The organism is Marinobacter sp. L-80, from assembly GCF_056859395.1.
Genome location: NZ_JBSXOI010000055.1, coordinates 33,255 through 59,841, shown reverse-complemented (window position 1 = coordinate 59,841; position 26,587 = coordinate 33,255). Strand labels below are relative to the sequence as shown.

20 protein-coding genes are annotated in these 26,587 nt (G+C 56.5%); 14 read left to right on the top strand and 6 right to left on the bottom strand.

Annotated elements, in window-relative coordinates; translation table 11 throughout:
* Position 1 precedes the first annotated feature (1 nt).
* The 3 genes from AC13E3_RS07060 to AC13E3_RS07050 all read left to right on the top strand — a co-directional run bounded on the left by AC13E3_RS07060 (position 2) and on the right by AC13E3_RS07050 (position 5,948).
* Positions 2-3,841, top strand: a complete 3,840-nt coding sequence (locus tag AC13E3_RS07060) for a hypothetical protein (protein ID WP_008169233.1) — start codon at positions 2-4, stop codon at positions 3,839-3,841.
* A gap of 135 nt (positions 3,842-3,976) precedes the next feature.
* The gene (locus AC13E3_RS07055; protein ID WP_139043632.1) at positions 3,977-5,107 is read left to right on the top strand and encodes a helix-turn-helix transcriptional regulator; all 1,131 of its coding nucleotides are present in this window, start codon (positions 3,977-3,979) and stop codon (positions 5,105-5,107) included.
* Positions 5,100-5,948: an alpha/beta fold hydrolase gene (locus tag AC13E3_RS07050; protein ID WP_008169230.1), complete on the top strand. Its 849-nt coding sequence runs from the start codon at positions 5,100-5,102 to the stop codon at positions 5,946-5,948. Before AC13E3_RS07055 ends, AC13E3_RS07050 begins: the two co-directional genes overlap by 8 nt.
* 32 nt (positions 5,949-5,980) lie before the next feature.
* Here AC13E3_RS07050 and AC13E3_RS07045 read toward each other — a convergent pair whose 3' ends face one another.
* The 4 genes from AC13E3_RS07045 to trxA all read right to left on the bottom strand — a co-directional run bounded on the left by AC13E3_RS07045 (position 5,981) and on the right by trxA (position 11,175).
* Complete coding sequence (locus AC13E3_RS07045) at positions 5,981-6,976, bottom strand: hypothetical protein (protein WP_139043628.1); 996 nt, start codon at positions 6,974-6,976, stop codon at positions 5,981-5,983.
* Between the two features lie 98 nt (positions 6,977-7,074).
* Positions 7,075-9,504 carry an AsmA family protein gene (locus tag AC13E3_RS07040; protein WP_008169226.1) on the bottom strand — a complete coding sequence of 810 codons (2,430 nt, stop codon included), beginning with the start codon at positions 9,502-9,504 and terminating at the stop codon, positions 7,075-7,077.
* A 421-nt stretch (positions 9,505-9,925) separates the two neighbouring features.
* Entirely contained in the window at positions 9,926-10,240 is a 315-nt protein-coding gene (locus AC13E3_RS07035) for a hypothetical protein (RefSeq protein ID WP_008169223.1), read from the bottom strand.
* Positions 10,241-10,311: 71 nt separating this feature from the next.
* On the bottom strand, positions 10,312-11,175 hold the full coding sequence (gene trxA, locus AC13E3_RS07030; protein WP_008169221.1) for a thioredoxin: 864 nt from the start codon (positions 11,173-11,175) through the stop codon (positions 10,312-10,314).
* Positions 11,176-11,382: 207 nt separating this feature from the next.
* Here trxA and lon point away from each other — a divergent pair, with 207 nt between their 5' ends.
* Entirely contained in the window at positions 11,383-13,833 is a 2,451-nt protein-coding gene (gene lon / locus AC13E3_RS07025) for an endopeptidase La (RefSeq protein ID WP_482901854.1), read from the top strand.
* Between the two features lie 28 nt (positions 13,834-13,861).
* On the opposite strand, the gene AC13E3_RS07020 is transcribed toward lon, so the two are convergent.
* The gene (locus AC13E3_RS07020; RefSeq protein ID WP_008171562.1) at positions 13,862-14,356 is read right to left on the bottom strand and encodes a MarR family winged helix-turn-helix transcriptional regulator; all 495 of its coding nucleotides are present in this window, start codon (positions 14,354-14,356) and stop codon (positions 13,862-13,864) included.
* A gap of 165 nt (positions 14,357-14,521) precedes the next feature.
* Between AC13E3_RS07020 and AC13E3_RS07015 the strand changes: the two genes are divergently transcribed.
* From AC13E3_RS07015 to AC13E3_RS06970, 10 genes are all read left to right on the top strand, one after another.
* On the top strand, positions 14,522-15,430 hold the full coding sequence (locus tag AC13E3_RS07015; protein WP_008171560.1) for a TPR end-of-group domain-containing protein: 909 nt from the start codon (positions 14,522-14,524) through the stop codon (positions 15,428-15,430).
* A 154-nt stretch (positions 15,431-15,584) separates the two neighbouring features.
* On the top strand, positions 15,585-16,697 hold the full coding sequence (locus AC13E3_RS07010; protein WP_482901853.1) for a branched-chain amino acid ABC transporter substrate-binding protein: 1,113 nt from the start codon (positions 15,585-15,587) through the stop codon (positions 16,695-16,697).
* Between the two features lie 162 nt (positions 16,698-16,859).
* Positions 16,860-17,783, top strand: a complete 924-nt coding sequence (livH, locus tag AC13E3_RS07005) for a high-affinity branched-chain amino acid ABC transporter permease LivH (protein ID WP_482901852.1) — start codon at positions 16,860-16,862, stop codon at positions 17,781-17,783.
* Positions 17,783-19,054 (top strand): high-affinity branched-chain amino acid ABC transporter permease LivM, encoded by a 1,272-nt coding sequence (locus tag AC13E3_RS07000; RefSeq protein ID WP_482901851.1) that lies wholly within the window; start codon positions 17,783-17,785, stop codon positions 19,052-19,054. Before livH ends, AC13E3_RS07000 begins: the two co-directional genes overlap by 1 nt.
* Before the next feature lie 6 nt (positions 19,055-19,060).
* Complete coding sequence (gene livG, locus AC13E3_RS06995) at positions 19,061-19,816, top strand: high-affinity branched-chain amino acid ABC transporter ATP-binding protein LivG (protein WP_088559075.1); 756 nt, start codon at positions 19,061-19,063, stop codon at positions 19,814-19,816.
* A 9-nt stretch (positions 19,817-19,825) separates the two neighbouring features.
* Entirely contained in the window at positions 19,826-20,527 is a 702-nt protein-coding gene (locus tag AC13E3_RS06990) for an ABC transporter ATP-binding protein (RefSeq protein ID WP_482901850.1), read from the top strand.
* Positions 20,528-20,767: 240 nt separating this feature from the next.
* The gene (locus AC13E3_RS06985) at positions 20,768-21,232 is read left to right on the top strand and encodes a DUF3015 domain-containing protein (protein WP_273085545.1); all 465 of its coding nucleotides are present in this window, start codon (positions 20,768-20,770) and stop codon (positions 21,230-21,232) included.
* 89 nt (positions 21,233-21,321) lie between these two features.
* Positions 21,322-23,187, top strand: coding sequence for an Lnb N-terminal periplasmic domain-containing protein (locus AC13E3_RS06980; protein ID WP_482901849.1), 1,866 nt, complete (start codon positions 21,322-21,324; stop codon positions 23,185-23,187).
* Positions 23,157-24,035: an alpha/beta hydrolase gene (locus tag AC13E3_RS06975; protein ID WP_053113036.1), complete on the top strand. Its 879-nt coding sequence runs from the start codon at positions 23,157-23,159 to the stop codon at positions 24,033-24,035. The genes AC13E3_RS06980 and AC13E3_RS06975 overlap by 31 nt, the downstream gene beginning before the upstream one ends.
* Positions 24,022-24,252, top strand: coding sequence for a hypothetical protein (locus AC13E3_RS06970; protein ID WP_008171543.1), 231 nt, complete (start codon positions 24,022-24,024; stop codon positions 24,250-24,252). Before AC13E3_RS06975 ends, AC13E3_RS06970 begins: the two co-directional genes overlap by 14 nt.
* Here the strand turns inward: AC13E3_RS06970 and pnp are convergent.
* Complete coding sequence (gene pnp / locus AC13E3_RS06965) at positions 24,228-26,342, bottom strand: polyribonucleotide nucleotidyltransferase (protein WP_227497770.1); 2,115 nt, start codon at positions 26,340-26,342, stop codon at positions 24,228-24,230. The two genes, AC13E3_RS06970 and pnp, sit on opposite strands and share 25 nt — an antisense overlap.
* Positions 26,343-26,587 lie beyond the last annotated feature (245 nt).

Here is a 26,587-nt window from a genome sequence, read left to right as displayed (position 1 = left end):
AATGATCAGGCAACACTCGCTTCGTTTATGGCTGTTGCTGTGCACCATGGCAGCAGCACTCATTATCAGTGGTTGCGGAGGCGGCAGCAGCTCCGGCTCCGGAACTACACCTTCCACCGATGATTCTGCAACCATCTCCGGCACCGCAGCGGCCGGGGCACCTGTATCGGGTGTTGTGGGCGCCCGAGACGCCGCAGACAATACGGCAACAGCATCCATCAATGCCGATGGCAGCTTCGAGCTGGACCTCTCCGAACTGACCACACCGGTTCTGCTCTATGCCAGCGGTATTGCAGGCGGTAACGCCTACCAGATGCTTTCCGTGGCGTTTGCCGATGATTTGAATGGCACAGCAAACATTACACCACTAACAGACCTGATTGTTGGTAACGCTGTGGGCCGAAACCCTCAGGAGTTTTTCAACAACCCGGACTTCGACCTGATCCAACAAGCCGCTATCGAGACTCAGGAAGACGCACTGAAGACGCGCTTGAAGCCCCTGCTTGATGCCCTCGGCGTTGAAGACGATTTTGATCTGCGCAACTCACCCTTTACCGCCAACCGTTCGGGGTTCGACGCGGCTCTCGATGTGATCGAGGTACAGGTCGATCCGGAAACGAATACTGCGACCATTACCAACCGGGTAAATCCAACCCAGACCATAACCAACAGTTTTGTTCAGCCGGAAAGCGAAGAAACCACGCTGGAAGTGAACGAAACAGAGATCAATGACGGTGTAACCACATTGCAGGCACTCAACACCCTGGCCAACTCATTTGCTGACGCCCTTGAGAGCCAGGATGAAACAACCCTGGAGAGCCTAACCAGCAACTTCGTCAACAACGGCGAGACCATCAGTGGCCTGACGGCTCGCCTGTCCGGTTCAGCTGCAGCTATTGAAGATGCCGGCGAACTGGCGGCAGACATTCGCAACTGGTCCCTGGCAGACCTGGGCGAAGGTACGGCGAAGCTGAACGTTGGCCAGGCCCAGGGACCATGGCAGGCCATCAATGACAACGGCGACTGGAAGCTTCAGGGTAACCAGCTGGAATTCTTCGTCTTTGTTGAACCTACACATCGATATGAAAATGGCGCTGAAAGCGTGGCGATTGAAGAGATCGCAACGCTTATTTATGCCGGTTTCCCCTCAGCAAACCTGGGTGCAGTCGCAGATTCCAGCGTGACCGTTTCCGGTGATCTGGAAAGCTTTAACGGCGGGCTGCCCATAGATTCCGGGAACAACCGTTTCGCCGCCTTCCAGAGCCTTACTGCTGGCTCCATCAACTCTGGCGATCAGGTCACCTTTGCCTGGAACAACCCGGTCGAAGGGGTTGTCGATTCCACAGCGACCTTCACCATCCGTCGGGGCAGCCCCGACTTCAGCAATGGCGCGCCGGAAATCACCGCGGCTTCAGCAGATCTGGCAGCCGATGAATACAGCTTCCAGTGGACTCTGCCTCCGGGCTACGACGCCGTATCTGTACGCAATAATTTTACCGGCCAGACCTCAGGCGGCCAGGGCGGCGGCTTTACTGGCAACCCACTGGCAAACGATGCCACCAGCTTTATCGGCACTTTGCCTGAAAGCTATGTACCTGCCGAAACAGATCAACTCCGGTTAATTGCCCGGGATCCATTCGGTGTCTTCGTCTCTGCAAGGCTTTCAAATCCATTCCCCGGCCAGGTGCCAGCGCCAATGGCAGAAGACGCTCTGATCGGCAGCTGGGTCGCACGCAATGGCAATCGGACGGATAATGCCCCATGGGTCCAGATAACTTTCCTCGAGAACGGTTATTACATGCACCAGGAGCTGGATCTGCCCTACCGCCCGGAGGAGGATACGTCCGGCAGCACGGGCATCGAATTCGGTCAATACCAGTGGGACAACCAAACGGGTGAGCTGACCGTTTCTCAGATCCTTCGAGATGACAACGGCGAATGGGGACTGACATCGGTTGAAAGCGGAGTGGAGCGTCTTGCTTTGCGTGTCGATGGAGACACTCTGTCCGCCTATGATCCGACAGTTGGCCAGTCTGAAACAACTGAGTTTACACGCGTATCACTGAACCAAACAGGCGTCACCGGCAGCTGGATCATTCAGGACACCGTTGACCCCACAAACGTCTCAATATTTACCGCTCTGGCAGACAACTTTTACTTCCTCGGCACTACTCAGCCTGCCGATGAAACCGGTTCGCCAGGGCTGGAGTTCGGCACCTTCACCTATGACGGTGAAACGCTTCTACTTAACGCAAGCCCGGCGATCGACCAGAATGGAGAGTACGGCCTGTCTGATCCGATGCAAGGCTTTGACTATGCGACCGTCATCGACGGTGCCCTGATCATTGATGATGGTGAAGCGTTCCAGCTAAGCGAAATAGCGCCTGGCGTGACACCGAGCGATGGTACTGTCACTGTCAACTACGTTAGCCCGGATGAGGAAATAGCGCCCGGTCCTGCCGTCACAGGAGACTTTCACTACCTACGCTCTGCCGCTGGCATTGAAAGTTCACGATTAAACAATCCGCCAACAGTATTTCAGGCGCATTACGCCCACACCGGCGCCAGCATCGCGGACAATTCCGATGGAAAAGGGACGCTGAGCTGGGCAGATCTCTGTGTCGGCGATCTGTTCATTGAACCGGGAACCAGCGAAGACGGTCGGGACGCACTGTTCGATTCCGTCAGTGAGTGCTTTGGTCAGAGCAACGGCTTTGATTTGACCTTCACCGAAACGGGGCTTTTTGCAGCAGTTCCCGAAAGCACCACGATTGACCCCGAGGATGGTTCCCAGATTGTCACCGGCGCAACAGAGATCGACTTCCGGGCGCTTGACGCTGGTCGCAGCCTGTTTATTGCGACTGAGGCGAATAGCTTCCAGTACGAGGAAAGCGACGGAAGTTTCACCGAAGGCCGGGACATGAATACCCATGTTCTCAGCAAGACAGATCCCTCGCTGACCGTCGATTCGCTTGCCGGAGACTGGGGCTTCGCCACCTTGCGCATCTCCAACATCGTTGATGATTTCGACGCAGTCGTACCGAACGAGATGGAGTACGGAGCAGGGGCCCTCAACATCAGCGTTGATGCGGCTGGCAACGCCACTCTGACCGACGAAGTACAGCTGAATGTCGGCCAGGGCCTGAAACCCCTGGTGAATAGCGATATCTTCATTGATACAAGGAACGAAGAAACCGCACTCAACGTTGATCTTGGCGCTTTCGGGCTCACAACTGATGGCACGCTGGACCTGCTGAATGGCGAGCTCGGCGGATTTGTGTCGCAGGGCAGCGACGTAATGACACTGGGGCTTCCCAATCCATTCACGCCCTATACCGTGCAGACCGAAGAATCGTCGTTCCTCATCGGTGTAAAACTGGACCCGAACTTCCAGGCCACCGACCTCGCCGGAAAGTCCTACGACCTGATGCTGAAAGGCTACTTTGCCGGGCAGAACTACTTTGAAACGGACATCTTCCTGCCAGGAGCAACACTGGAATTCGACGCCAGTGGCACAGCAATCTCACAAAGGGGCCTTACCTTTGCCTATTCCAATTTTGGTCTGAACACCGACGTTTTGGATGTGACCCGGCAATCTGCCGGCCTCCCCGCCAACACCTGGACGTATCAGGTCGACGGCCCGACCGGGCTGATCAGAATGGAATCCCCTCAATACACGTATTCTGGCGGGGACGTTGGCTATGGTGAACAGTTCGGTTATTCCTCTGCAGACAACCGGTTGCTGGTACTGGTCTCGCGCTTCTACGACAACTCTGGAGGTGTACCAATGGGACCCGCTGGCGTTTACATAGCCTACGCCATCTGCAACAACTGCAACTGACACCTCAACTGATTTTTCTCTTCAGCCCCGCCAAGTGCGGGGCTTTTTTATGGATGTTTGGCACAGACTGCAAGCCTGTGCTTTACTTGCAGGACGCAACCAATATGTACAAAAAAGCAACAGGGAGCGATTGGTTTGAAGGATCCGGGGTCTGAAGTCCCTCACTTGCTGGATGATCTGTATGAGCGAGCGACCGCCCCGGACCAGTGGCCGGAGTTCCTTGCCAAGCTTATGGTTCTGTTCCGTGGAGAAACCGCCACCATACGTCTGAGCGACCTGGACAATCCGGTAATACACCAATCCTATACCACCGGTTTCCGACAGGAAATCAATCGAATATACGAAGCCGAGGGCGTTGAGTGTGATCCCTTCAGGGATGCATTGGCGGCGTTACCCGTCGGCAAGGCGCTAGAGAGTACCGCGGTTATCGAAGACCGGGCGTTTGAACGTTCCGTCCACTACCAATCCGTGTTTCGGCCCAACGGCAACTTTTATGCGTTGGGCACTCAATTCGAACGCCAGAACGGTCAGGCAATGCATATAGGCATTCACCGACCGAAACAAAAGGGCCCCTTCAGTAACGACGAACTCAAACTGCTGGAGCTCTTCAGCCCCCATCTTCGGCGAGTCGTGAAGCTATCGCGCATGATGGCCGACCTGAACGATGCGCTCTCTGTCGCCAGGCATGCCCTGGACCGATTACCGTTCGGAGTCTGGTACATGGACAGCGAATTACGGGTGCAATGGCTGAACGCCAGCGCGGAAGAGGCCTTCGCCACCAACAGCTTTGGTCTGAAAGTCCAATACAACCGTCTTCGAATGCTGGCCGCAGGCGCATCCGCAACCCTGCGAGCCATGGTGCGACGTTTGACTGAGCATCGCTCGCTCACGGAAACCGTAAAACTTGGGCAAACCGGTGCCTGCCTGCTCATGGTGCCAACCTGCACCGCCGGAACCAGTCTTCACATAACCCGCTCACCGGCACCCAAAATTCTATGTTTTCTGTTGGACACCACTCGGCCAGCGGAATTGGACGAGAATCGGCTGACCACGATGTATCACCTCACACCTGCGGAGTACCGGCTTGCAAATCTTCTGGTAACCGGCATCGATGTCAACGAGGCCAGCGCAGTGCTTGAGATTTCTCCTCACACCGGCCGGACACAGCTCAAATCCATCATGCGCAAGACCGGCGTTCGCCGTCAGGCCAGCCTGCAGCGAATACTGTTACTTTGCGCCGACACGCTAAGATCCCCTAATGACTGATGCTGCAAGAAACCTGAATCTTCGACTGCCAGACGGCCGTAATCTGAGTTTTTCAGACATCGGCACCGGCGAAAATGGCACCTGGATTCACTGCCATGGAATTCCCGGATCCCGTAACGAACTGCTTCACCTGGAGAGTGCTCTGTTCCACGCCGGGGTGCGGGTCATTGTTCCGGATCGCCCGGGTTATGGGCAGTCCAGCCCCTGCCCCGGTTATGGATTTTCAAACCATTCGGATGATCTGAGGCAACTGGCCGACCATCTGGAACTGGATGACGTCATGCTATCCGGGTTCTCGGGTGGCGGCGTATTCGCCATGGCCGCCGCCCATGATCTGGGTAAACGAATCGAGGAGCTGGTGATCGCAGCAACGCCGGCGGTTCCCCTGATGGACAATCCCTTCGATTATGCCTCAGAACTTACCGCCAGCACCTGGCGAGCGGCACTGGACGATCGCGATGCGCTTGCAAAAGAGCTGGAGGTCATTACCGGTTCTGTGGATTTGCTATTGGAGGCGCTCATAGGAGCAGTAGGCGATCAGGAGGAGCACTACCTGTTATCAAACTCTGTTCGTCCGGGCTTTACGCAGAACCTTTGCGCCGCCCTGGAGCAGGGATCCAAAACGGCAGCCAATGCGCTTGCCAGAGATTCGTTTCTAACAGCCCAATCATGGCCTTTTTCACCCCAGGACATACACCTGCCAGTAAGGGTCATTCATGGCTCGGGGGACAGGCTTGTGCACATAGAACACCAGAGCACGTTGTCCGGGAACTTTCCGGACGGTTCCCCTGAGGTCATCAGCGGCGCTCACTACGGCGCGCTTTCAGCTATCTGGAACTGATCTGCGCCTGCGCCCATCTGGAGTACTGAAGCTCAATAATTGTAAGACAGCCCCAGACTTATGGCGCGAACGCTGGACCACGTTACCTCATCTGCAGAAACCATAGCCTGCCATTTCCCCCTGGTCAGTTCCAACCGTAACGATTCCAGCTCCGGCCAGTAGCTGGCCAGTATCCGTGCTTCACCGGCCAGCGTTCGCCCGAAGCCGGCGCCGTAGAGCCCATAGCCGAATTGATATTGGCCATGCACGACTGCGAGCCAAGCACCCTCTTGCCACTGGGCCGTACCATAAAACCTGGGATCCAGATCCTGATAAAAAGTATCCCGATACCCTTCCGTGCCAGATATCGTTGGGGCAAAGACAGCGTAGCCTTCGTCATCGAAGGACTTGTTGTCGGTATTTGCCTGAGCTTGAGTGAAAGGTGCGTCCTTCCAACGAATCCGTGAGAAAAGATCCTCGGCTCGAAAATTCAGATTGAGTTTTTTCATTGGCTGCCAACTGGCGGCGATGTCAAAAGCCCAGCCGATGCCACTGGCTTTCTCTACATCCGGCCGATCAAAGATCACGTCCCGGTAGTAGACATAGTCAACGTCTGCGCTGAAGTCATAGTCATTTTCGGCGGCCGCCACAAACTCCCCATCAAGGGTGCCGCTCATCAAATGGCGGGTTTTGAACACGGAAATGCCGCCGGAAATGGTCCAGGATTCCTGGCTATGTCGATAGCCAGACCGGATCCCGGACCCCGAAAAACCGTTAACGCGCAGAGCCACTGGAATCCGTTCGCCCTCGTTCAGCGGCTCCTTACGGGCAATCTGTCCGTAAAAGCTCACGGCCTCCGAATTCATCCTCAGATCCGCCAGCGCACGGGTGAAAACCGAAATCTCGATTCCCCGCTCACGGAACCCAACCTCCGCCTGACTGACCGCCCATTGGCGGCGACCTGAATCGAATTCACTGCCCCAATCGCTCAGTGTAGTTTTGATTGGCTCCGGCTCGCTAACCAGTTGGGCCTCGAACCTGCCGAACATCTCCACGGCCGGCGCTGTATTGGCATAAACACTTGCTATAACGAAAAAAAAGGCGGGGCCGAAGCCCCACCTTTCTTTCCGGTTACCCGGTGCTTTCATCAGAACAAAGTCTCGAACACGGTTTCTTCGCCGTTCGGATAGGTGATGACCGGAACGCCGTTTCGTAGCTCTACGTCACCAATGTCTTCGCCGTTAACGAAGACATTACCTGTCAGGCTCTGAACACCGCTGGCCGTTTCTGAGCCAACCGCCTCGAGACGGAATCCTTGCGGGTTCCAGAATGCCAGGCTGACTTCCGGATTTTCAGCATTCAGCTCATCGGTGCTGACCTTCAGACTGTAGCTGCCACCATCCCAGCTAACGTTTGCGAGCACGCTGCCACCGTTCAGAGTTGAACGTGTCAGTGTAACCACGGCCGTAGCTTTCGGCATATCAGCCAGAGAAACGCCTGCAGCGATGTTGAACGACAGGTTGACGAAGTTTTCGGCGGTTTCCAGATCAGGGAAAGTAATGTCCGCATTAACTTCAGCAAGATCAGATGCACTGCTTCCGGAAACCCAAACATTTTGGATACTGGATTGACCGGCAACGGTGGCGCCAACGGCGGTTTCGAGTTTCCCGAGGATTAGCTGGTCAACGGCGTCATTTTCGGCACTATCGAGCACATTGCAGTTGTAATCGTAGAAGCCAAGCTCGCTGTCATACCAACCAGAGTTAGCCACTCTCTCACCGAAAACTTCTGTTCCCGAGTCGAAGTCATAACAGGAGCCGTATGAATAAATATCAAACCAGAAATCCTGAGCAGTTTCATCATACTCAACAAACTGCGACACCTCGGCACGATCCACCTCAAAATCAAACGCCGCAGTTGTGTCGTTGTAATCAAGGTAAGTGAAAAGGTTGAAGCGCTGAGCGCTGCTGCTGTTCAAGGATGTTGAAAGATTGAAAGTGCGTCCGGACGTCGCGGTGAAGTCCCCAGCCAGGGCGAAAGACTCCGGAGAGAATGGCTCATCCAAAGCGCTGAAGCTCGAGCCAGTCATATTTACGGCTTTCACAGAGATCTCGCCATCGAAACTTGCTGCTTCGGGGTTGGCAAGAGCAACGGAACCGTTAAGAGTAATGGCACTGAATTTTTCCAGAACCGCATCGGCCGTCACCTCGCCTGCAATCGATTCGGAAAGCTCCAGGTTGGCAACCAGATCCAGAGCTGCACGATCAAAACCGGTGCCATCACCGACCGTACCGCTGACACTGACATTGTTTTGTGCAAGCAGTGACAGAACCTTCTCGGCATCGTAGGTTAGATCCAGATCGCTCTGAGAAAGGCTGGTACCAATAACCAGGTCAAACTCGCGGGTCTCTCCACCGATCTGGGAAACACTGCCAGTGGCCGTAGCCTTGAGGCCGGACTCTGTGTCTTCGAATACCAGCTCGGCATCCATAGTACCAGTCACTGTTGGATCTTCTTCATCCGTCCAGTTCAACGGGGCTGTGAAAGGCGTGCCGTTTTCCAGAGCGTCCAGCAGAGCCGCCCGTCCTTCGGTACCGGCCAACTGTTGAGAAAAGGCATCGAGTACCTTGCTTACCAGATCGCCGGTAACGCCAGCCTGGGCGAATACGTCACTGACGGTTTCTGCGTCCGCATCCAGCGCAACAGAAACGGCGGACGTTTCGTCCTGAAGGGCAGCAGCGGTTTCATCGATAGAGCCGGCCCAGCTGCGGAACTGGGAAACAAACGACTGGAAGGCCGCAACCTTGTCCGCTTGCGTGGCACCCTCATCAAGATCCAGTTCCTCGTCATAGCTGGGAGCAAGGTTGTCCCCTGCAGCGTCAAACTGAGCAGTCTGGTTGTTCAGGGACTCCTGAGTCTCGTCATCCAGGCCGTCCGTTGTCTCGACAACAGTTTTCACAGCTGAAGACAGGCTTGCCGCTGTAAATGTATCTTCGCTGTTGATTGAGCCATCATTGAGAGCATCAGAGAAGCTGTCCAATGTAGCCGCTACATTCTCGCCTCCGGAAAACACCAGTTCGGCAACAGCTGCGTTCATAACTGCAGCCTGTGCTTCAGCAGCGCTTGCACCGGTCAGGTCATTCACGTCGCGAGCCACGGTATTTTCAATATCGAAGCCTGCCACCTGACTCACTTCCGCTTTCGCCTGCCTCGCAGCATCGGCAACACTCTTTCCTCCGGCAACAAGAGTTTTTGCACGTTTTGCTGCCATGGTTGACCATGCGGTCACCGGAACACTCACGGCGCTACCAGGTGCACTGGCTTTGCCAATGGCATTGAGTTTGAAATCACCAGGCAACGTCACATCGGAGCCTTTCGTTCCACAGGCTGAAGCATCGCAAACCATACGGGTTTCAGAGTTCACGGTGATCTCGATCTCTACAAGTCCACCCTCGTAGTTATCGTTTAGCTCAATACGGTATTGGCCTTCGTTATCTGTTGTAGTTGTTCCAACGGGCGTATCCAACCGCTCACCGGAATCATCCAGTTCGTAAGCAGTCACAACCGCATTTTTCATCACACCTTTAACTGCAGAACCAGATACAACAGAGGCATCACCTCCAGGAGGGGTGCCAGCTGACGGTGACGATGAACCGCCTCCGCCGCAACCAGTTACAACCAGGCCTGAGGAAACTGCAACAGCAAGCGCTAACCTTTTGAACTTATCCAAAGCGTCTCTCCTTGAGATCTTTATTTTCTGACGGTTGGCTACGACAAAATTAACATCCAGCAATGTCGCAAACCGTCAAAGAGGCTAATCCAAGGAAAGACCATTCGATAGGCAGGGTTTCGTTCACAAAACACTCAAAACGAGAAGAAACTCCACACTGCACTGTTTTTATTGGCTTTTTATGCTGACCTTCAAATGTGAAACATTATAAAAGATCATCTTAAATATGAGTTTGTGAATTAAATAGACTAGAACATCTCCAATCTACTCATTTCTTCGGCACAAACCCTTCCGGCTTGTCGCTCAACCATTCCACGAACGTTCGCAACTCCTCCAGTTCCAGAAGCTTTTCCCGGGTATTGAAGTGCAGCCCTAGCTCGTATTCCGAGCGAGCCTTATGAATGGCGTTATGGCAGGGACGGCATACCCACAGCGTTCGGGTGATCAAATCGTCCTTGGTGAACAGTTTCTGGAACCGCTTCTTGCGGTGCAGGTGTTTGGGAATCAGGTGGTGCCTGGTAAGTTTCGCAACCGGGCGTTCACAGAGTTCGCAGTTGTCGGGTTGGGGAGGGAGTTTGAGCATTGCGGAAATACCAGTCGGGTTTCGCCCATGGCTCCACCCGACCTATGTTGTATTTGGCCAGCGCCAAACAATCAGTGCATCAGGGTATAGAGCTTCCGGCGATAGGTCCTTACGTCCGGGTTGTTGTTACCCAGCTTGTCGAACAGTTCGATCAGCGTTGTCTTGGCCACTTCGTCTTTGTACTTGCTGTCCACCTGCATCAGGCGGATCAGCAGGTCCATGGCCTCGGCGTTGTTTTCCTGTAATACGTGATGAAGTGCCAACTGGTGCAGTGCGTTCGGATCCTTCGGGTCCTGCTCCAGCGCCATTTCCAGATCCTTGATCGGAGGCAGTTCGGCCGACTGCTTCAGAAACTTGATTCGTGCTGCCAGCTGTTTGGCCTGGTGCTGCATTTTTTCTTCTGGAGGCAGACTTTCAAGGACCTGCTCGGCCGTTTCCAGATCACCCATTTCCGCCTTCAACTGGGCCAGGTCGATCAGGACTTTGAGATTTTCCGGGTCCTCCTGGTTCATCTGGGACAGGATAGCCAATGCTCCCTCCACATCGCCTTCTTCCCAGATCCGATGCGCCTTTTCATAGGGATCTTCCTTGGGGGCTTCCACGTGTTTGTCCAGAACCTTGCGGATTTCGCTTTCCGGCAGGGCACCGTTGAAGCCATCCACGGCCTGGCCATTCTTGACCAGGATTACGGTCGGTAGGCTACGCACACCAAGGCTGGAGGTGAGCTGTTCCTGCTCGTCGGCGTTCACCTTGGCCAGCATAAACGCACCCTGGTAGTCCTCCGCCAGTTTTTCCAGCAGGGGCATCAACTGTTTACAGGGGGCACACCACTCGGCCCACACATCCACCAGGATGGGCGTGCTTGCAGAGGCTTCCATCACCTTCTGCTGAAAGTTTTCCATGGTGGCGTCAAAGATGTAGGGAGAGTTGCTCATGCAAGGCACCTGAAAAGTCGAATGATTCGTTCGGAGTTGCCAGAAACATGGGGCCAACTCCCCGAAATTCAAGCGCCAAACGCGCTAACCCAAGTCCTTGAAATCACCGTATCTGCCGTTACATAGCTAGTAAGCAACACGCCGGGACAATCACTCCGCAGCCTGTCCCGGGCCGATTCACAACCTTTCCGGATGGACACTCGCGGCATGAATGACGAGACGCAAAACGATTCTTTTGAGGAATTCGAAGAGGACGTGACCGAATACATTGGCAAGGACGAGCATAGCAAAAGCCTTGCCCTGCCCCAGCAGATGATGCCCCGGCGCATGTATGTGCTGCCGGTTTCTAATCGGCCTTTCTTTCCGGCCCAGGTTCAGCCGATAGTGGTAAACCAGAACCCGTGGCAGGAAACCCTGAAAAGGGTCGGTGAGACTGACCACAAGGTCATGGGCATCTGCTTTGTGGAAGAACCGGACGCTGAAGAAGGCGTCCCGGCCACTGAGCAGCTGGAGACCATTGGCTGCGCGGTGCGTGTGCATCATGCCCAGAATGACAGTGGCAAGGTCCAGTTTATCGCCCAGGGGCTTCAACGTTTCCGGATTGTCCAGTGGCTGCGTCGTAAGCCACCGTATTTGGTGGAAGTTGAGTATCCGACAGAACCGGAAGAAGACGCCGACGAACTCAAGGCCTACACCCTCGCCATTATCAGCGCGATCAAGGAGTTGCTGCGCACCAACCCACTTTACGGTGAAGAGGTAAAGCAATACCTGTCCCGATTCGGGCCGGACGATAGTTCACCTCTGGCCGATTTCGGCGCCTCAATGACCAGCGCTCCGGGTAAAGAGTTGCAGGATGTGCTCGACACCGTCCCCTTGCTCCGCCGCATGGAGAAGGTTCTTCTGCTGATGCGCAAAGAGCAGGAAGTTGCCCGGCTGCAGTCAGAAATCAGCGAAGAGGTGAACGCGAAAGTGCAGAAGCACCAACGCGAATTCTTCCTGAAGGAACAACTCAAGGTGATCCAGCGCGAGCTGGGCATGGCCAAGGACGACAAGACCGCCGATGTCGAGCGCTTCCAGCAGCGGATGGCGGAACTCAACCCGCCCGAGGCCGTACAAGAGCGCTTCAACGATGAAGTCGAAAAATTGCAGGTGCTGGAGCAGGGCTCACCCGAATACGGCGTCACCCGAAATTATCTGGACTGGCTGACGCAGGTGCCCTGGGGCATCCATTCCGAAGACCACTTCGACCTGGCGAAAGCCCGCCAGATTCTGGACCGGGATCACGACGGTCTGGACGATGTCAAAGACCGCATCATCGAGTTTCTGGCAGAAGGTACCTTCAAGGGCGAGGTGAGCGGCTCCATTCTGCTTTTGGTCGGCCCGCCAGGTGTTGGCAAGACCTCCATCGGTCACTCCGTGGCAGACGCACTGGAGCGGAAATTCTACCGTTTCAGTGTGGGCGGCATGCGCGATGAAGCTGAAATCAAAGGCCACCGCCGCACCTACATCGGCGCCATGCCGGGCAAGTTTGTCCAGGCGTTGAAAGATTCAAAGGTAGCCAACCCGGTAATCATGCTGGATGAAATCGACAAGATCGGAGCGTCTTTCCAGGGCGACCCCGCGTCAGCCCTGCTGGAGACACTGGATCCGGAACAGAATCGCGACTTCCTGGACCACTACCTGGACGTCCGCATGGACCTGTCCAAGGTTCTGTTCATCTGCACCGCCAACCAGCTCGACACGATTCCACGGCCACTGCTAGACCGGATGGACGTGATTCGACTATCCGGGTACATCGCGGAAGAAAAGCTGGCCATCGCCAAGCACTTCCTGCTGCCGAGGCTGCTCAAACGGGCCGGGCTGCTTAAAAAGCAGCTCAACATTACCGACGCCGCTATCAAGCAGATTATTGAGGGTTATGCCCGCGAAGCCGGTGTGCGAAGCCTGGAGAAGCTGCTGCACAAGGTGATTCGCAAGGGCATCGTGAAGCTGCTGGAGACCCCGGACCAACCTGTGAAGGTGGGTGTTTCGGATCTGCAGAGCTACCTGGGACAGCCCTCGTTCAAGAAAGAGAAATCTCTCAAAGGCACCGGCGTTGTCACCGGACTGGCCTGGACCGCCATGGGCGGGGCCACACTGAGCATCGAGGCATCCAGAATCCATAGCTCTCAGCGCGGCTTCAAACTGACCGGTCAGCTGGGGGATGTGATGAAGGAGTCCGCCGAGATCGCCTACAGTTATGTGTCATCCAACCTCAGACGCTTCAAGGGCGAGCCGACTTTCTTCGACAAATCCTTCGTGCACCTGCACGTACCCGAGGGAGCCACGCCCAAGGACGGCCCCAGCGCCGGTGTCACGATGGCCACCGCCCTGCTGTCGATCGCACGCGGAGAGGCGCCACAACAAAACATCGCCATGACCGGAGAGCTCACCCTGACCGGACAGGTGCTGCCGGTAGGCGGCATTCGAGAGAAGGTCATTGCGGCGCGTCGGCAGAAAATCAGTAACCTGATCCTGCCGGAAGCCAATCGGGGGGATTATGAGGAGCTGCCGCAGTACCTGAAGGAAGGCCTGGCGGTGAACTTTGCCAAGCATTACAGCGATGTTTTCCAGGTGTGCTTCGCCAATAAGCCGAGGAAAGGGTCTTCGGTGCACTAATGGCAGGAGAAAGCCTGGCTCATTGAGGTCAGGCTTTCTCCTTCCACCCGTCATCCTTCAGAACCGACCCAACGGTTAGCACCGGTGATGCATCAATATCATCGGCATCCATCATGTTGGCCACCCGCTGAAGCGAGGCCAGAATCATGGTTTGCTCCCACTCCGCCAGGCTCTGGAATTTCTGAATGAAATCCTCTTGCAACGGATTGGGCGCCCGGGCCAGAAGATCTGCACCTTCCTCGGTCAGGTGCGCGTGAACCTTACGTTTGTCCTGGGTGCTGCGTACCCGATAAACCAGTTTCCGATGCTCGAGGCGATCCAGGATGGTGGTTACCGTCGCCTGGCTGAGACTGACCTTTTCCGCAATGGTGCCGATAGTCACCTCGCCCAGATCCCGAATCGTTCTCATGATCAGCAGCTGGGGCCCCGTGAGCCCGGCATGCTTGCTGAGACGCTTCGAATGAAGGTCCGTCGCCCGGATAACCCGCCTGAGAGCTACCAGTACATCTTCATAACTGTTCACAGCAATACTCCGATTCGGTCATGGGAATTTCTTTATACCCCTAACTATTAGAGGTCTTTGCACCCATGATTGCAAGTCAGGGAGATTCCCGGCATTTCTTCGGCCTTCCACTATGCTAAGGTTTCCCACTTGTTCCACTTACGACAGACGGACGGAATGCGCCCGATGATCAAGTATTTCCTGCCTTTTCTTTTGATGACGACGTTCGCCGGTACCCTCTTCGCCCAGGATAAACTGGGGCCAGAGGGAGAACTCACCTCAGAAGACCTGAGAGAGAGCATCAAGACGCTGGAAAAGCCGATGTATACCCCTTTCATCGAGCTTTACCTGTTAGAAGAGAGCAAAGCGTTGCGCAAAGAAATGCAGAACACCCGCGCAGAACTGATCGAAAAGGTGGTAGACAAGGAACTGTCCGTTGCCGACAAAACCATGTCCTATGCCACCGATACCGTTACCTACTTCTTTTACTTGATCGCCGGCGCCACCTCCATTCTCGTGGTGATCGGCTGGAACTCCATCCGGGACATGCGCAATCAGCTGACCAGTCTGGCCGAAAAACGGGTCAACGAGCTGGTGATCGAGTATGAGCAACGGCTCGAGTTCATCGAGGACCAGCTCAAGCAGAAATCCGACATCATTCACCAGAACCAGGCCGAGATCGAGCGCACCAACGAAGTGCATTCCCTGTGGCTGAAAGCCAGCCAGGAAACCTCACAGCAGAACAAGATTTCCGCCTACGACCAGATTCTGGATCTTCGCCCGGATGATGTGGAAGCTCTGAGTTACAAGGCCGACGCTGTCCTGGAAATGCAGGAACCGTTGTGGGCCATCAGTCTCTGCCAACGCGCGCTGAAGCTTGCACCGGATAATGGCCACGCGCACTATCAGCTGGCATGCGCCTATGCGGAAATCGGCCGCTGGGAGGACGCAGTAAGCACCTTGAAGAAAGCTATTGAAATTTCCGAGGCATACCGCGACGATGCTTCCGTAGACGTTAGTTTTGATCAGCTGCGCGAACATGAGAGCTTCCGCGAGCTGGTCTACCAGGATGAAGAAAACAGCACGGATGCGTGACACCGCTCAGAGCGGCACGGGATTTGCCTCTGCAGACAGGCCCGTGTTCCGGACCAAACCCCAGACTCATCCAGTTGACAAGCAGCGGGGTGTGGTGCTTGTTTAACTCTCTGAGAACACAAGAATAACCCTGAAATAAAACAGGACAGACTCAATGAGAACTTCAGTAAAAAAACTCGTAACTGCTGTTAGCACTTCCGTAGCCCTGATGGGCGCCGGCCATGCCGCTGCTGAAATCCAGATCGGTATCGCCGGACCCATGACTGGCCCCGTTGCCCAGTATGGTGACATGCAATTCTCCGGTGCCCGCATGGCGATCGAACAGATCAACGCCAATGGCGGTGTCATGGGTGAAGAACTTGTTGCCGTCGAGTACGACGACGTGTGTGACCCGAAGCAGGCGGTAACCGTTGCCAACAGCCTGGTCAACGATGGCGTACGCTTCGTTATCGGTCACCTGTGTTCCAGCTCCACCCAGCCCGCTTCTGACATCTACGAAGACGAAGGCATCCTGATGGTGACCCCGGCTTCTACCAGCCCGGAAATCACCGAGCGTGGCTATGAACTGGTGTTCCGTACCATCGGCCTCGACAGCATGCAGGGCCCGGTTGCAGCCAACTACATTGCTTCCCAGAATCCCGAGCGCGTCGCTATTGTTCACGACAAGCAGCAGTACGGTGAAGGCATTGCGACTGCGGTTCGTGACACCCTGAAAGACGCCGGCGTTGAAATTGCCATGTTTGAAGGCATCACGGCCGGCGACAAGGACTTCTCATCGCTGGTAACCAAACTCAAACAGGCTGATGTGGACTACGTCTACTACGGCGGTTACCACCCGGAGCTGGGTCTGATTCTGCGCCAGGCTGACTCCGCTGGCCTGGATGCCCGCTTCATGGGCCCCGAGGGCGTGGGTAACAAGGACATCAACACCATCGCCGGCGAAGCCGCCGAAGGCCTGCTGGTTACCCTGCCCCCCAGCTTCGACCAGAAAGAGGAAAACCAGGAACTGATCGCAGCCTTTGACGCCAAAGGTGAAGATCCCTCCGGCCCCTTCGTACTCACCTCCTATGCCGCCGTACAGCTGATTGCGGAAGGCATTGAAGCCGCCGATTCCAAAGATCCGTTCGACGTGGCCCAGGCCCTTCGTGCCGGAAGCTTCGAGACTCCCATCGGCACTGTTCAGTACGACAAAGCCGGCGACATGAAGTCGTTCGAGTTTGTGGTGTACGAATGGCATTCAGACGGCAGCAAAACTCCGGTAAACTGAGCCAAAATCGTTAACTAACGGTAATAATGAGAGCACCTTCCCACCGCGATCCGGGGGAAGGTGTTTTTCTGGGCTCCTGCAGACCCTCACTACATCCGCACCGGCGACACCGGTGCTCGGTCGCAGCCAGGCGAGGGAGCGGGCTTTCGGAGTTCCACAAACATGCAAGACCTCCTGTATTTCTTTCAGCAGCTCATTAACGGGCTGACGATCGGGAGCACCTACGCCCTGATCGCCATCGGCTACACGATGGTTTACGGCATCATCGGCATGATCAACTTTGCCCATGGTGAGGTTTACATGATCGGTGCCTACACCGCGCTGATCGCCATAACCGGCCTGGCAACCATGGGGATTGCCTGGCTACCCCTGATATTGATCGTGGCGCTGATATGCGCGGTAATTGTCTCCAGCTCCATGGGTTGGGCCGTGGAACGGGTGGCCTATCGGCCGGTACGTGGGCGGCACCGGCTGATCCCGCTGATCTCCGCCATTGGCATGTCCATCTTCCTGCAGAATTATGTCCATCTGGCCCAGGGCTCCCGCAACATCGGCTTCCCTGCCTTGATTGAAGGTGGCTTCCGGTTCGGTTCCGAAGATACCTTCCCGATGTCCATCTCTTACATTCAGATCACCATATTCATCACCACCCTGATCTGCATGACCGCACTTTCCCTGTTCATCTCCCGCTCCCGTATCGGCAGGGCCTGCCGCGCGGTCTCGCAGGATCTGGGCATGGCGAACTTGCTGGGTATCGACACCAACCGCATCATCTCCGCCACCTTCGTAATTGGTGCCGCGCTCGCTGCCGTCGCGGGCCTGTTGCTGGGCATGTATTACGGGTCTGTGGATCCGCTCTTCGGCTTTATTGCCGGCCTGAAAGCCTTCACCGCAGCCGTTCTTGGCGGTATTGGCAGCATTCCCGGCGCCATGCTGGGCGGTCTCATCCTCGGCGTTGCCGAGAGCATGACCTCGGGCTACCTGAGTGGTGAATACAAAGATGTGGTGTCGTTCAGCCTGCTCATTCTGATTCTGCTGTTCAAACCCACCGGACTGCTGGGCAAACCGGAGGTTGAGAAGATCTGATGGCTGCCAACAATTTTCGACACGCGCTCTTCTGCGCGATCATCACACTGATCATTTCCTACCCGATCATCGGCTTTAATCTGGAAGCCCAGGGCATCAGCGTGACCCTGACCGGCGCCGACACCAGCACGGTTATCCTCGTGTTGCTGGCCGCGGTGATCGTGTTCCTGTTCCAGTTGTTCCGGGACCAGATCATGGGCGGGCTCAAGAGCATCCCGAGCCCGCTGCCCAAAACCCAGAAGGAGCCGATGGCCGAGAACAAACGGGCCAAAATCGAATCCTGGGTACTCACCGGCATTGTCGTTCTGGCTCTGTTCTGGCCTTTCTTTGTCTCCCGTGGCGCTGTGGATCTGGCGACGCTGGTGCTGATCTACGTCATGCTGGCATTGGGCCTGAACGTCGTGGTCGGCCTGGCCGGCCTGCTGGATCTCGGCTACGTGGCGTTCTACGCGGTTGGCGCCTACACCTTTGCCCTGTTGTCCCAATACGCCGGTATTTCCTTCTGGATGGCTCTGCCTATCGGGGCTTGCCTGGCGGCCTTGTTTGGCCTGGTTCTGGGCTTCCCCGTGCTCCGGTTACGAGGGGACTATCTCGCCATCGTCACACTCGGCTTCGGTGAAATCATCCGGATTCTGCTCAATAACTGGACGGCCGTCACCGGCGGCCCCAACGGCATTGGCGGCATTCCCGACCCCACCCTGTTCGGCATGGAATTCGGCCGCCGGGTGCGCGAAGAAGGCAACACCTCCTTCCATGAGACCTTCGGCATCGCCTACAGCGGCGAGCACAAGGTGATTTTCCTCTACCTGATTGCTCTCGTCCTGGCCGTGATTACAGCCCTGATCATCCGCCGGTTCATGCGCATGCCCGTTGGCCGTGCCTGGGAAGCCCTGCGGGAAGACGAGATTGCAGCCCGCTCCCTGGGCCTGAGCCGTACCGCGGTAAAACTCTCCGCCTTTACCATTGGCGCTTTCTTTGCCGGATTTGCCGGCACGGTGTTTGCCTCCAAGCAGGGCTTTATCAGCCCGGAGTCGTTTGTGTTCCTTGAGTCTGCCATCATCCTGGCGATCGTGGTACTCGGCGGCATGGGCTCGCAGCTGGGCGTTGTACTTGCCGCCATTGCCGTGACCATCCTGCCGGAACTGGCCCGGGAGTTTTCCGACTACCGGATGCTGGTGTTCGGCGCCGCCATGGTACTGATGATGGTCTGGCGGCCACAGGGGCTGATGCCCATGCGCCGCATTCATATTGAACTCAAAAGGCAGGAGTGACAGACGATGCTTGAAGTACAGAATCTGTCCATGCGCTTTGGCGGCCTGCTGGCGGTAGACGAAGTGTCTCTGGACGTTCAGGAACACGAGATTGTGTCCATCATCGGCCCCAACGGGGCTGGAAAAACCACTGTATTCAACTGCATGAGCGGTTTTTACAAGCCCACGGGCGGCAAGATCCTGTTCGAGGGCAAGGAAGTACAGGGTAAACCCGACTACAAGATCTCCCGACTGGGGATGGTTCGTACCTTCCAGCATGTCCGGCTGTTCAGCCAGATGACGGTGGTGGAAAACCTGCTGGTGGCACAACATCGCCACCTGAACACCAACCTGATTTCCGGCCTCATCCAGACACCCAGTTACCGGAAGAAAGAGCAGAAATCCCTGGACCGGGCCGCCTACTGGCTGGACCGGGTAGGCCTGCTGGATCTGGCCAACCGGGAAGCGGGCAACCTGGCCTACGGCCAGCAACGCCGCCTGGAGATTGCCCGCTGCATGGTCACCGAGCCCAAGCTGCTGATGCTCGACGAGCCGGCAGCCGGCCTCAACCCGGCGGAAACCAAGGAACTCAACCAGCTGATCATCAGCCTGAAAGAGGACTACAACGTTTCCGTAGTGCTGATTGAGCACGACATGAGCCTGGTAATGGATATTTCGGACCGCATCAACGTCATCAACCAGGGCCGCCCCCTGGCCAGTGGCACACCGGAAGAAATCCGCCAGAACGACGACGTGATCAAAGCCTATCTGGGCGAGGCCTGAGGAGACACCATGCTGGTACTGGAAGACGTACATACCCACTATGGCAAAATCGAGGCCCTGCACGGCGTGTCCGTGGAAGTAAAGAAGGGCGAGATTGTGTCACTGATCGGCGCCAACGGCGCCGGCAAAACCACGCTGCTGATGACCGTCTGCGGTAACCCCCGGGCCAGTTCAGGACGCATTTTCCTGGAGGGCCGGGAAATCACCAACGAATCCACGGCGCAGATCATGCGCTCCGACATCGCCATTGTTCCGGAGGGGCGTCGGGTGTTCTCGGGCCTGACCGTGGAGGAAAACCTCCACATGGGTGGTTTCTTCAACACCAAGGCCGAAATCCGCAAGAGCCAGGAGCACGTCTACGAGCTCTTCCCGCGCCTCAAGGAACGTGAACATCAGCGCGCCGGCACCATGTCCGGCGGCGAGCAGCAAATGCTGGCTATCGGGCGGGCCCTGATGAGCAGGCCAGAGATGATCATCCTTGATGAACCATCACTGGGCCTGGCACCGCTGATCATCAAGCAGATCTTCGAGATCATCGGCCAGCTTCGCGAGGAAGGCATTACGGTTTTCCTCGTCGAGCAGAACGCCCACCAGGCCCTCAACCTGGCAGACCGGGGTTACGTGCTGGAAACCGGAAAGATTCGCCTGCACGACACGGGCAAGAATCTGCTCAACAACCCGGATGTCCAGAACGCCTATCTGGGCGGCTGATCCTGGATCCTTGCCTCGAAGCATAAAACCGGAGCATGCACGCTGCTCCGGTTTTTTTTTGGGCTAAATCAAATACTCACCAATCTTTAAACTTGCGTTGGCTGGATTTCAACTATACTCAGATCAACGGTCAACCTGTCTCCACAAGACCAGTCAGGGCCGTTTTCGCAATGCTGCTCCACGTCAGGAGCAGCATTGTGTATTGCGACGACAGCTTTAAACCACAGGAAGGAGTGGATAATGAAAAAACTGATCGCAGGTGCAATTCTTCTTGGTGCCTCTTCCATGGCCTTTGCCCAACCGGGCTGTGGCGTCGGTGCCATGATCTGGAAAGGACAATCCGGCATTGCCCCCCACGTACTCGCTGCAACCACCAACGGTACCTTTGGTAACCAGACGTTTGGTATGACCACAGGTACCCTTGGCTGCCAGACCAACCAGTCTGTTCAGTCCATGGCCATGTACATGGACAGCAACATCGACAAGGTGGCCCGGGACATGTCCCGCGGTTCCGGCGAGAACCTGGACACCCTGGCAGTACTTCTGGGTGTTGACGAAGCGGATCGCGATGCGTTCCGCAAGGTGCTGCAGGACAACTTTGCCTCCATTTTCCCGGACTCTGACACCACCTCCGGCGAAGCTGTGGACGCCATCGTCGCGCTCCTGGAGCAAAACGAGTCACTCAGCAAATACGTAGCAGCCTGATCCAGGCTCCTTGAAGGGACTCTCATGCGCCAGGGACGGCGCATCGTTCCATTCTCTACCCTGTTCAACCCCGGATGCAGCACCAACCCATGGGCAACATGCTTCGCATTGGGCCAGCCCTGATCTGGCTTGCAGTCAGCCTGCCGACCCAGGCCAATTCGCCTGAACACGCAACCGAGCTCCATCTCGACCCTGCCTGGCTCACACTCATTCATTATCAACCCGACAGGTTTGGTAGCGGATATACCAGCCAGGCCGATGATCCGGCCTTTTTCCTGAGCGAAAATGGCAAGCACTCCCCCCGGGCAGAGCTCAAAGCCACCCTGGATGCTATCCAGATAGACGGGGAAGGCGACGACCACGCCCTCTGCCGCTTCCCGGCACGGGCAACCTGGCTCAGTCAGCAACTTGATCTGTCGCTACCGGAGATCGAGTGTCCCGGCTTCCAGGAATGGTCGGAAACATTGAACACCGAGACGGTGACCCTGGTGTTTGCCGCCTCTTACCTCAACAGCCCGTCTTCCATGTTCGGGCACACGTTTCTGCGCCTGGACCCACCCCAGGATGACGACGAAACCAACCTGCTGCTGGCCAACACAATCTCCTATGCCGCTGATGCCGCCGCCCACGACAGTGAACTGCTGTTCGCGTACAAGGGCATTTTCGGCGGCTATCCCGGCATCACTACGGTCCAGCCGTACTACGAGAAAATTCGGCTTTACTCCGACATCGAACATCGTGACCTGTGGGAGTACAAACTGAACCTTACCCAGGATGAAGTGGACCTGATGATTGCCCACGCCTGGGAAATACGGGATCGGAATTTTGATTATTACTTCTTCGATGAAAACTGCGCCTATCGCCTGTTGGCGCTGATAGACATTGCCCGCCCGGGCACGGACCTTTTGGGGGAAGTAAGCACTCACGCCATTCCGTCGGACACGGTTCGCTGGGTGGTCGACAAGGATCTGGTCAGCGAAGTCTACTACCGCCCCTCGGCTGCCACGTCGGTGGCCTACAGTCTCTCTAGCCTGCCCGACGATCAACAGACCCTTGCGGCAGCCGTCGCCAACGGATATGTAGCCGCTGATGGTAGCGAAGTGAAGTCACTGCCAGCCGAGCAACGAGCACATGTTCTGGATGCCACCTACGATTATGTTCGATACAAGAGCGAGGCCGACGGTTGGCCCCGTGAAATCGCCGCACCACTCTCCCATGACCTGTTGAGAGAGCGCAGCCAGATCAGCGACGTCGCACCGCCCGAGGAACCACCAGAACCGGTAGTTCGGGATGATCAGGGCCACGACACCTTCCGCCTGAGCCTCGGAGCAGGCCAGCAGGCACACAGGGAATTTACCCAGTTGACCCTGCGCCCGGCCTACCACGATGTGCTGGACCCGCCGGCCGGCTACCGTACCGGTGCCCAGCTGCAGTTCCTCCGACTCGACGCGCGCCTGTATACCGACAACGACGAACTTCAACTGGAACAGCTTACCGGCGTGGAAATCCGCTCCCTGAGCCCGCGGAACGCCTTTTTCTCGCCACTGTCCTGGCAGGTAGGTTTTGGTGGCCGCCGCACGGATACTGGCAACGATCGGGTCCTGACGCCCTATCTCGAGGGCGGAGCTGGCGGCAGCTGGCGACTTGGCAACCAGACCCAGGCCTTTGCCATCGCCACCGCCGACCTGGAGATCGACGACGACCTGCGCCGAGGCTACGATGCTGCCCCGGGCGCCGACATCGGCCTGCTCCACCAGAACAACAAGTTCAGCCTGCTTGCCGGTGCCAAAACCAAGGCCTGGATCGTCAGCAGCCAGCACCGCCAGGACCAGCTCTACGCCAAAGCCAACTGGCACATCGGCCGGGAATTCAGCCTGTTCGCCGAATTCACCCGCGAAGATCACTACGACAGGTACCAGAGCACATGGCACGCCGGACTTCACGCCTACTTCTGATCGCCGCCAACGCCCGGATGCCCGGGCTTCTGGCTGCAGTTCTCATGCTGTCCGGTTGCAGTAGCGTGTTCTTCTACCCGGACAGGGTCACCTACATCACCCCGGACCGACTAAATCTCGAATACGAGGACGTCTACCTTGATACCGAGGACGGCGAGACCCTGCATGGCTGGTGGCTGCCCGCACAAGCACCTGAGAACAACGCCAGGGGCACGGTCTACTTCCTGCACGGCAACGCACAGAACATCAGCAGTCACATCCTCAACGTGGCGTGGTTGCCTGAGAAGGGCTACAACGTCTTTACCATCGACTATCGGGGCTACGGCAAATCTACTGGCGACCCGGACATCGAAGGCGCCCTGCACGACGTGGAAACCGGCCTGCGCTGGCTGGCCAAAAAACCTGACGTGACCGACCGCCCCCTATACATCCTCGGCCAGAGCCTCGGCGGCGGTCTCGGAATCGCCCTGGCCAGTGAATGGACTCAGAGGGAGGAACAGCCCCGGCTGGACGGTGTAATCCTGGATGGTACCTTCTCCGGCTTTCGCAAGATCGCCCGGGAGAAATTAGGTGGGTTCTGGCTTACCTGGCCGTTGCAGATCCCGCTAAGCTGGACCATACCCGACGACTACGAAGGTGTGGATCATATTCCTAGGATCAGTCCGGTGCAGGTGATGGTAATCCACAGCGTTCGAGACGGGATTATTCCCTTTCATCATGGAGAGGCGCTGTTTGAGGCAGCACAGGAGCCCAAAGAGTTCTTGCAGACGGATACGCCTCACGGGGCGACGTTTGTTATTCCCGGGTACCGGAGAGAGGTGCTTCGCTTCATGAATGCTGGGCGATAGAGTGTGGGCGGCTGTTGGGTTTCCCTTTTCAAAAGTGTTGAGGGCCAAGGACGGCCCGAAACAAGCGCACATGGATGTGCTCGTAGCGTCTTTTGAAAAGGGAAACCCAACAGCCGCTTGCAACCAAGCCAAGCGCAAGAAAAAACCCGCCAATCCAGAGGAAAGGCGGGTTTTTATCAAGCCCGAAAACGATCAGGCAGAGAAATCGGTCGGCTGATCGCCTTCCTTGATTTCCTTCATGGACAGCTTCACGCGACCACGGTTGTCCACATCCAGCACCTTCACCAGAACTTCCTGACCTTCGCTCAGCTCGTCAGTCACGTTCTCGATGCGGCGATCAGAGATCTGGGAAATGTGCACCAGACCATCCTTGCCAGGCAGGATGTTAACGAAGGCACCGAAGTCTACAATGCGCTCTACGCGGCCCTTGTAGATAGCACCCACTTCGATCTCGGCCGTGATTTCCTTGACCCGGTTAACCGCCGCCTGGGCAGCTTCCTGGTTGTCGGCGTAGATCTTCACGTTGCCATCATCATCCAGATCGATGGAGGCGCCGGTCTCGTCACAGATCGCGCGGATAACAGAACCGCCCTTACCGATAACGTCGCGGATTTTCTCCGGATTGATCTTGATGGTGGTGATGCTCGGCGCACGGGCAGACAGCTCGGCACGCGGCTCGGAGATCACCTTGTTCATCTCGCCCAGGATATGCAGACGCGCAGCGTGAGCCTGCTCGAGAGCGATTTCCATGATCTCGTCGGTGATGCCGTTGATCTTGATATCCATCTGCAGGGCGGTCACGCCCTCCTGGGTACCGGCCACCTTGAAGTCCATGTCGCCCAGGTGATCTTCGTCACCCAGGATATCAGTCAGGACCGCGAACTTGTCGCCTTCCTTGACCAGACCCATGGCGATACCGGCAACCGGTGCCTTGATGGGTACACCCGCGTCCATCAGCGCCAGGCTGGAACCACAGACAGAGGCCATGGAACTGGAACCGTTGGACTCGGTGATCTCGGAAACCGCACGGATAGCGTACGGGAATTCTTCCAGTGTCGGCATAACAGCCAGAACACCACGCTTGGCCAGACGACCGTGACCAACTTCGCGGCGGCCCGGGGTGCCTACACGGCCAGCTTCACCCACGGAGTACGGAGGGAAGTTGTAGTGGAACAGGAACGGATCCTTGCGCTCACCTTCCAGTGCATCAATGATTTGCACATCACGGGACGTACCCAGAGTAGTGGTCACGATGGCCTGGGTCTCGCCACGGGTAAACAGGGCGGAACCGTGAACGCTGGGCAGAACACCCACTTCAATTTCGATCGGACGGACAGTCTTGTTGTCACGACCATCGATTCGCGGCTTGCCATCAATGACCTGCTGGCGAACCACACTCTTCTCGATCTTGCCGAAGTACTTTTTGACTTCGTCTTCGGAAGGTTGGCCTTCCTCTTCACCGGCCAGTTTCTCAACGGCAGCGGCTTTTACTTCGCCAAGCCGCTCGTAGCGGGCCATCTTGTCACGGATGCCGTAGGCTTCCTCGATAGCACCGGCAAAGTCGGCCTTGATGGCATTCAGCAGCTCGGTGTTCTCGGCGGCCGGCTGCCAGTCCCAACGGGGCTTGCCGATTTCAGCAGCAAATTCCTTGATGGCGGTAACCGCTGTCTGCATTTCCTGATGACCATAAAGCACGCCGCCCAGCATCTGGTCTTCGGTCAGGCCTTTGGCTTCGGATTCAACCATCAGAACCGCGTCTTCAGTACCGGCAACGACCATATCCAGCAGGGAGGTCTGCAGTTCTTCAAACGTCGGGTTCAGGAAGTAACCGCGCTCGTTGGTGTAACCCACGCGGGACGCACCGATGGGGCCATCGAACGGAATACCGGAGATGGACAGAGCGGCAGACGCCGCCAGCATCGCGGCAATATCCGGGTCCTGGTTCTTACTGGAGGACATGACCGTGGTGATGACCTGAACTTCGTTCATGAAGCCGTTCGGGAACAGCGGACGAATCGGACGGTCGATCAGGCGTGAGGTCAGCGTTTCCTTTTCGGAAGGACGACCTTCGCGCTTGAAGAAGCCACCGGGGATTTTGCCCACGGCGTAGGTCTTCTCGAAGTAGTTCACGGTCAGCGGGAAGAACGGCTGGCCGGGCTTGGCTTCTTTGGCGCCAACAACGGTGCCGAGAACGGAAATATCATCCACGGTTACCAGTACGGAACCGGTTGCCTGACGGGCAATACGGCCGGTCTCCAGAGTGACGGTTTTGCCGCCAAGCTCAAATGATTTCTTGAAAGGTTTCAGATCCACAAAAAACTCCTGGTCTATCTGTTCCAGATTGATTCGTTCCGGGCGCCCCTGCGCTCGAAACCATAGTTCTGCAGATGATGTGCTGTGGTCTGAAGAGCAACCCGTCTGAAAGCTAACAGGCTGTTGCAAAACCCCGGTCTGGGAGGCGGCAGTTCCGGAGGCCGCCAGGCCCGGGCTTTTCAACAACCTGCTATCAATTTCGGCTTTCCATTACGACAGGGAATCCTTCGAACACACAG

What these genes read in the sequence shown, in the direction of transcription:
- AC13E3_RS07060 (WP_008169233.1), top strand. Translation starts at nt 2, where the DNA reads ATGATCAGGCAACACTCGCTTCGTTTATGGCTGTTGCTGTGCACCATG.
- AC13E3_RS07050 (WP_008169230.1), top strand. Translation starts at nt 5,100, where the DNA reads ATGACTGATGCTGCAAGAAACCTGAATCTTCGACTGCCAGACGGCCGT.
- AC13E3_RS07045 (WP_139043628.1), bottom strand. Translation starts at nt 6,976, where the DNA reads ATGTTCGGCAGGTTCGAGGCCCAACTGGTTAGCGAGCCGGAGCCAATC.
- AC13E3_RS07040 (WP_008169226.1), bottom strand. Translation starts at nt 9,504, where the DNA reads ATGAAAAATGCGGTTGTGACTGCTTACGAACTGGATGATTCCGGTGAG.
- AC13E3_RS07035 (WP_008169223.1), bottom strand. Translation starts at nt 10,240, where the DNA reads ATGCTCAAACTCCCTCCCCAACCCGACAACTGCGAACTCTGTGAACGC.
- trxA (WP_008169221.1), bottom strand. Translation starts at nt 11,175, where the DNA reads ATGAGCAACTCTCCCTACATCTTTGACGCCACCATGGAAAACTTTCAG.
- lon (WP_482901854.1), top strand. Translation starts at nt 11,383, where the DNA reads ATGAATGACGAGACGCAAAACGATTCTTTTGAGGAATTCGAAGAGGAC.
- AC13E3_RS07015 (WP_008171560.1), top strand. Translation starts at nt 14,522, where the DNA reads ATGATCAAGTATTTCCTGCCTTTTCTTTTGATGACGACGTTCGCCGGT.
- AC13E3_RS07010 (WP_482901853.1), top strand. Translation starts at nt 15,585, where the DNA reads ATGAGAACTTCAGTAAAAAAACTCGTAACTGCTGTTAGCACTTCCGTA.
- livH (WP_482901852.1), top strand. Translation starts at nt 16,860, where the DNA reads ATGCAAGACCTCCTGTATTTCTTTCAGCAGCTCATTAACGGGCTGACG.
- AC13E3_RS07000 (WP_482901851.1), top strand. Translation starts at nt 17,783, where the DNA reads ATGGCTGCCAACAATTTTCGACACGCGCTCTTCTGCGCGATCATCACA.
- livG (WP_088559075.1), top strand. Translation starts at nt 19,061, where the DNA reads ATGCTTGAAGTACAGAATCTGTCCATGCGCTTTGGCGGCCTGCTGGCG.
- AC13E3_RS06990 (WP_482901850.1), top strand. Translation starts at nt 19,826, where the DNA reads ATGCTGGTACTGGAAGACGTACATACCCACTATGGCAAAATCGAGGCC.
- AC13E3_RS06985 (WP_273085545.1), top strand. Translation starts at nt 20,768, where the DNA reads ATGAAAAAACTGATCGCAGGTGCAATTCTTCTTGGTGCCTCTTCCATG.
- AC13E3_RS06980 (WP_482901849.1), top strand. Translation starts at nt 21,322, where the DNA reads ATGGGCAACATGCTTCGCATTGGGCCAGCCCTGATCTGGCTTGCAGTC.
- AC13E3_RS06975 (WP_053113036.1), top strand. Translation starts at nt 23,157, where the DNA reads ATGGCACGCCGGACTTCACGCCTACTTCTGATCGCCGCCAACGCCCGG.
- AC13E3_RS06970 (WP_008171543.1), top strand. Translation starts at nt 24,022, where the DNA reads ATGCTGGGCGATAGAGTGTGGGCGGCTGTTGGGTTTCCCTTTTCAAAA.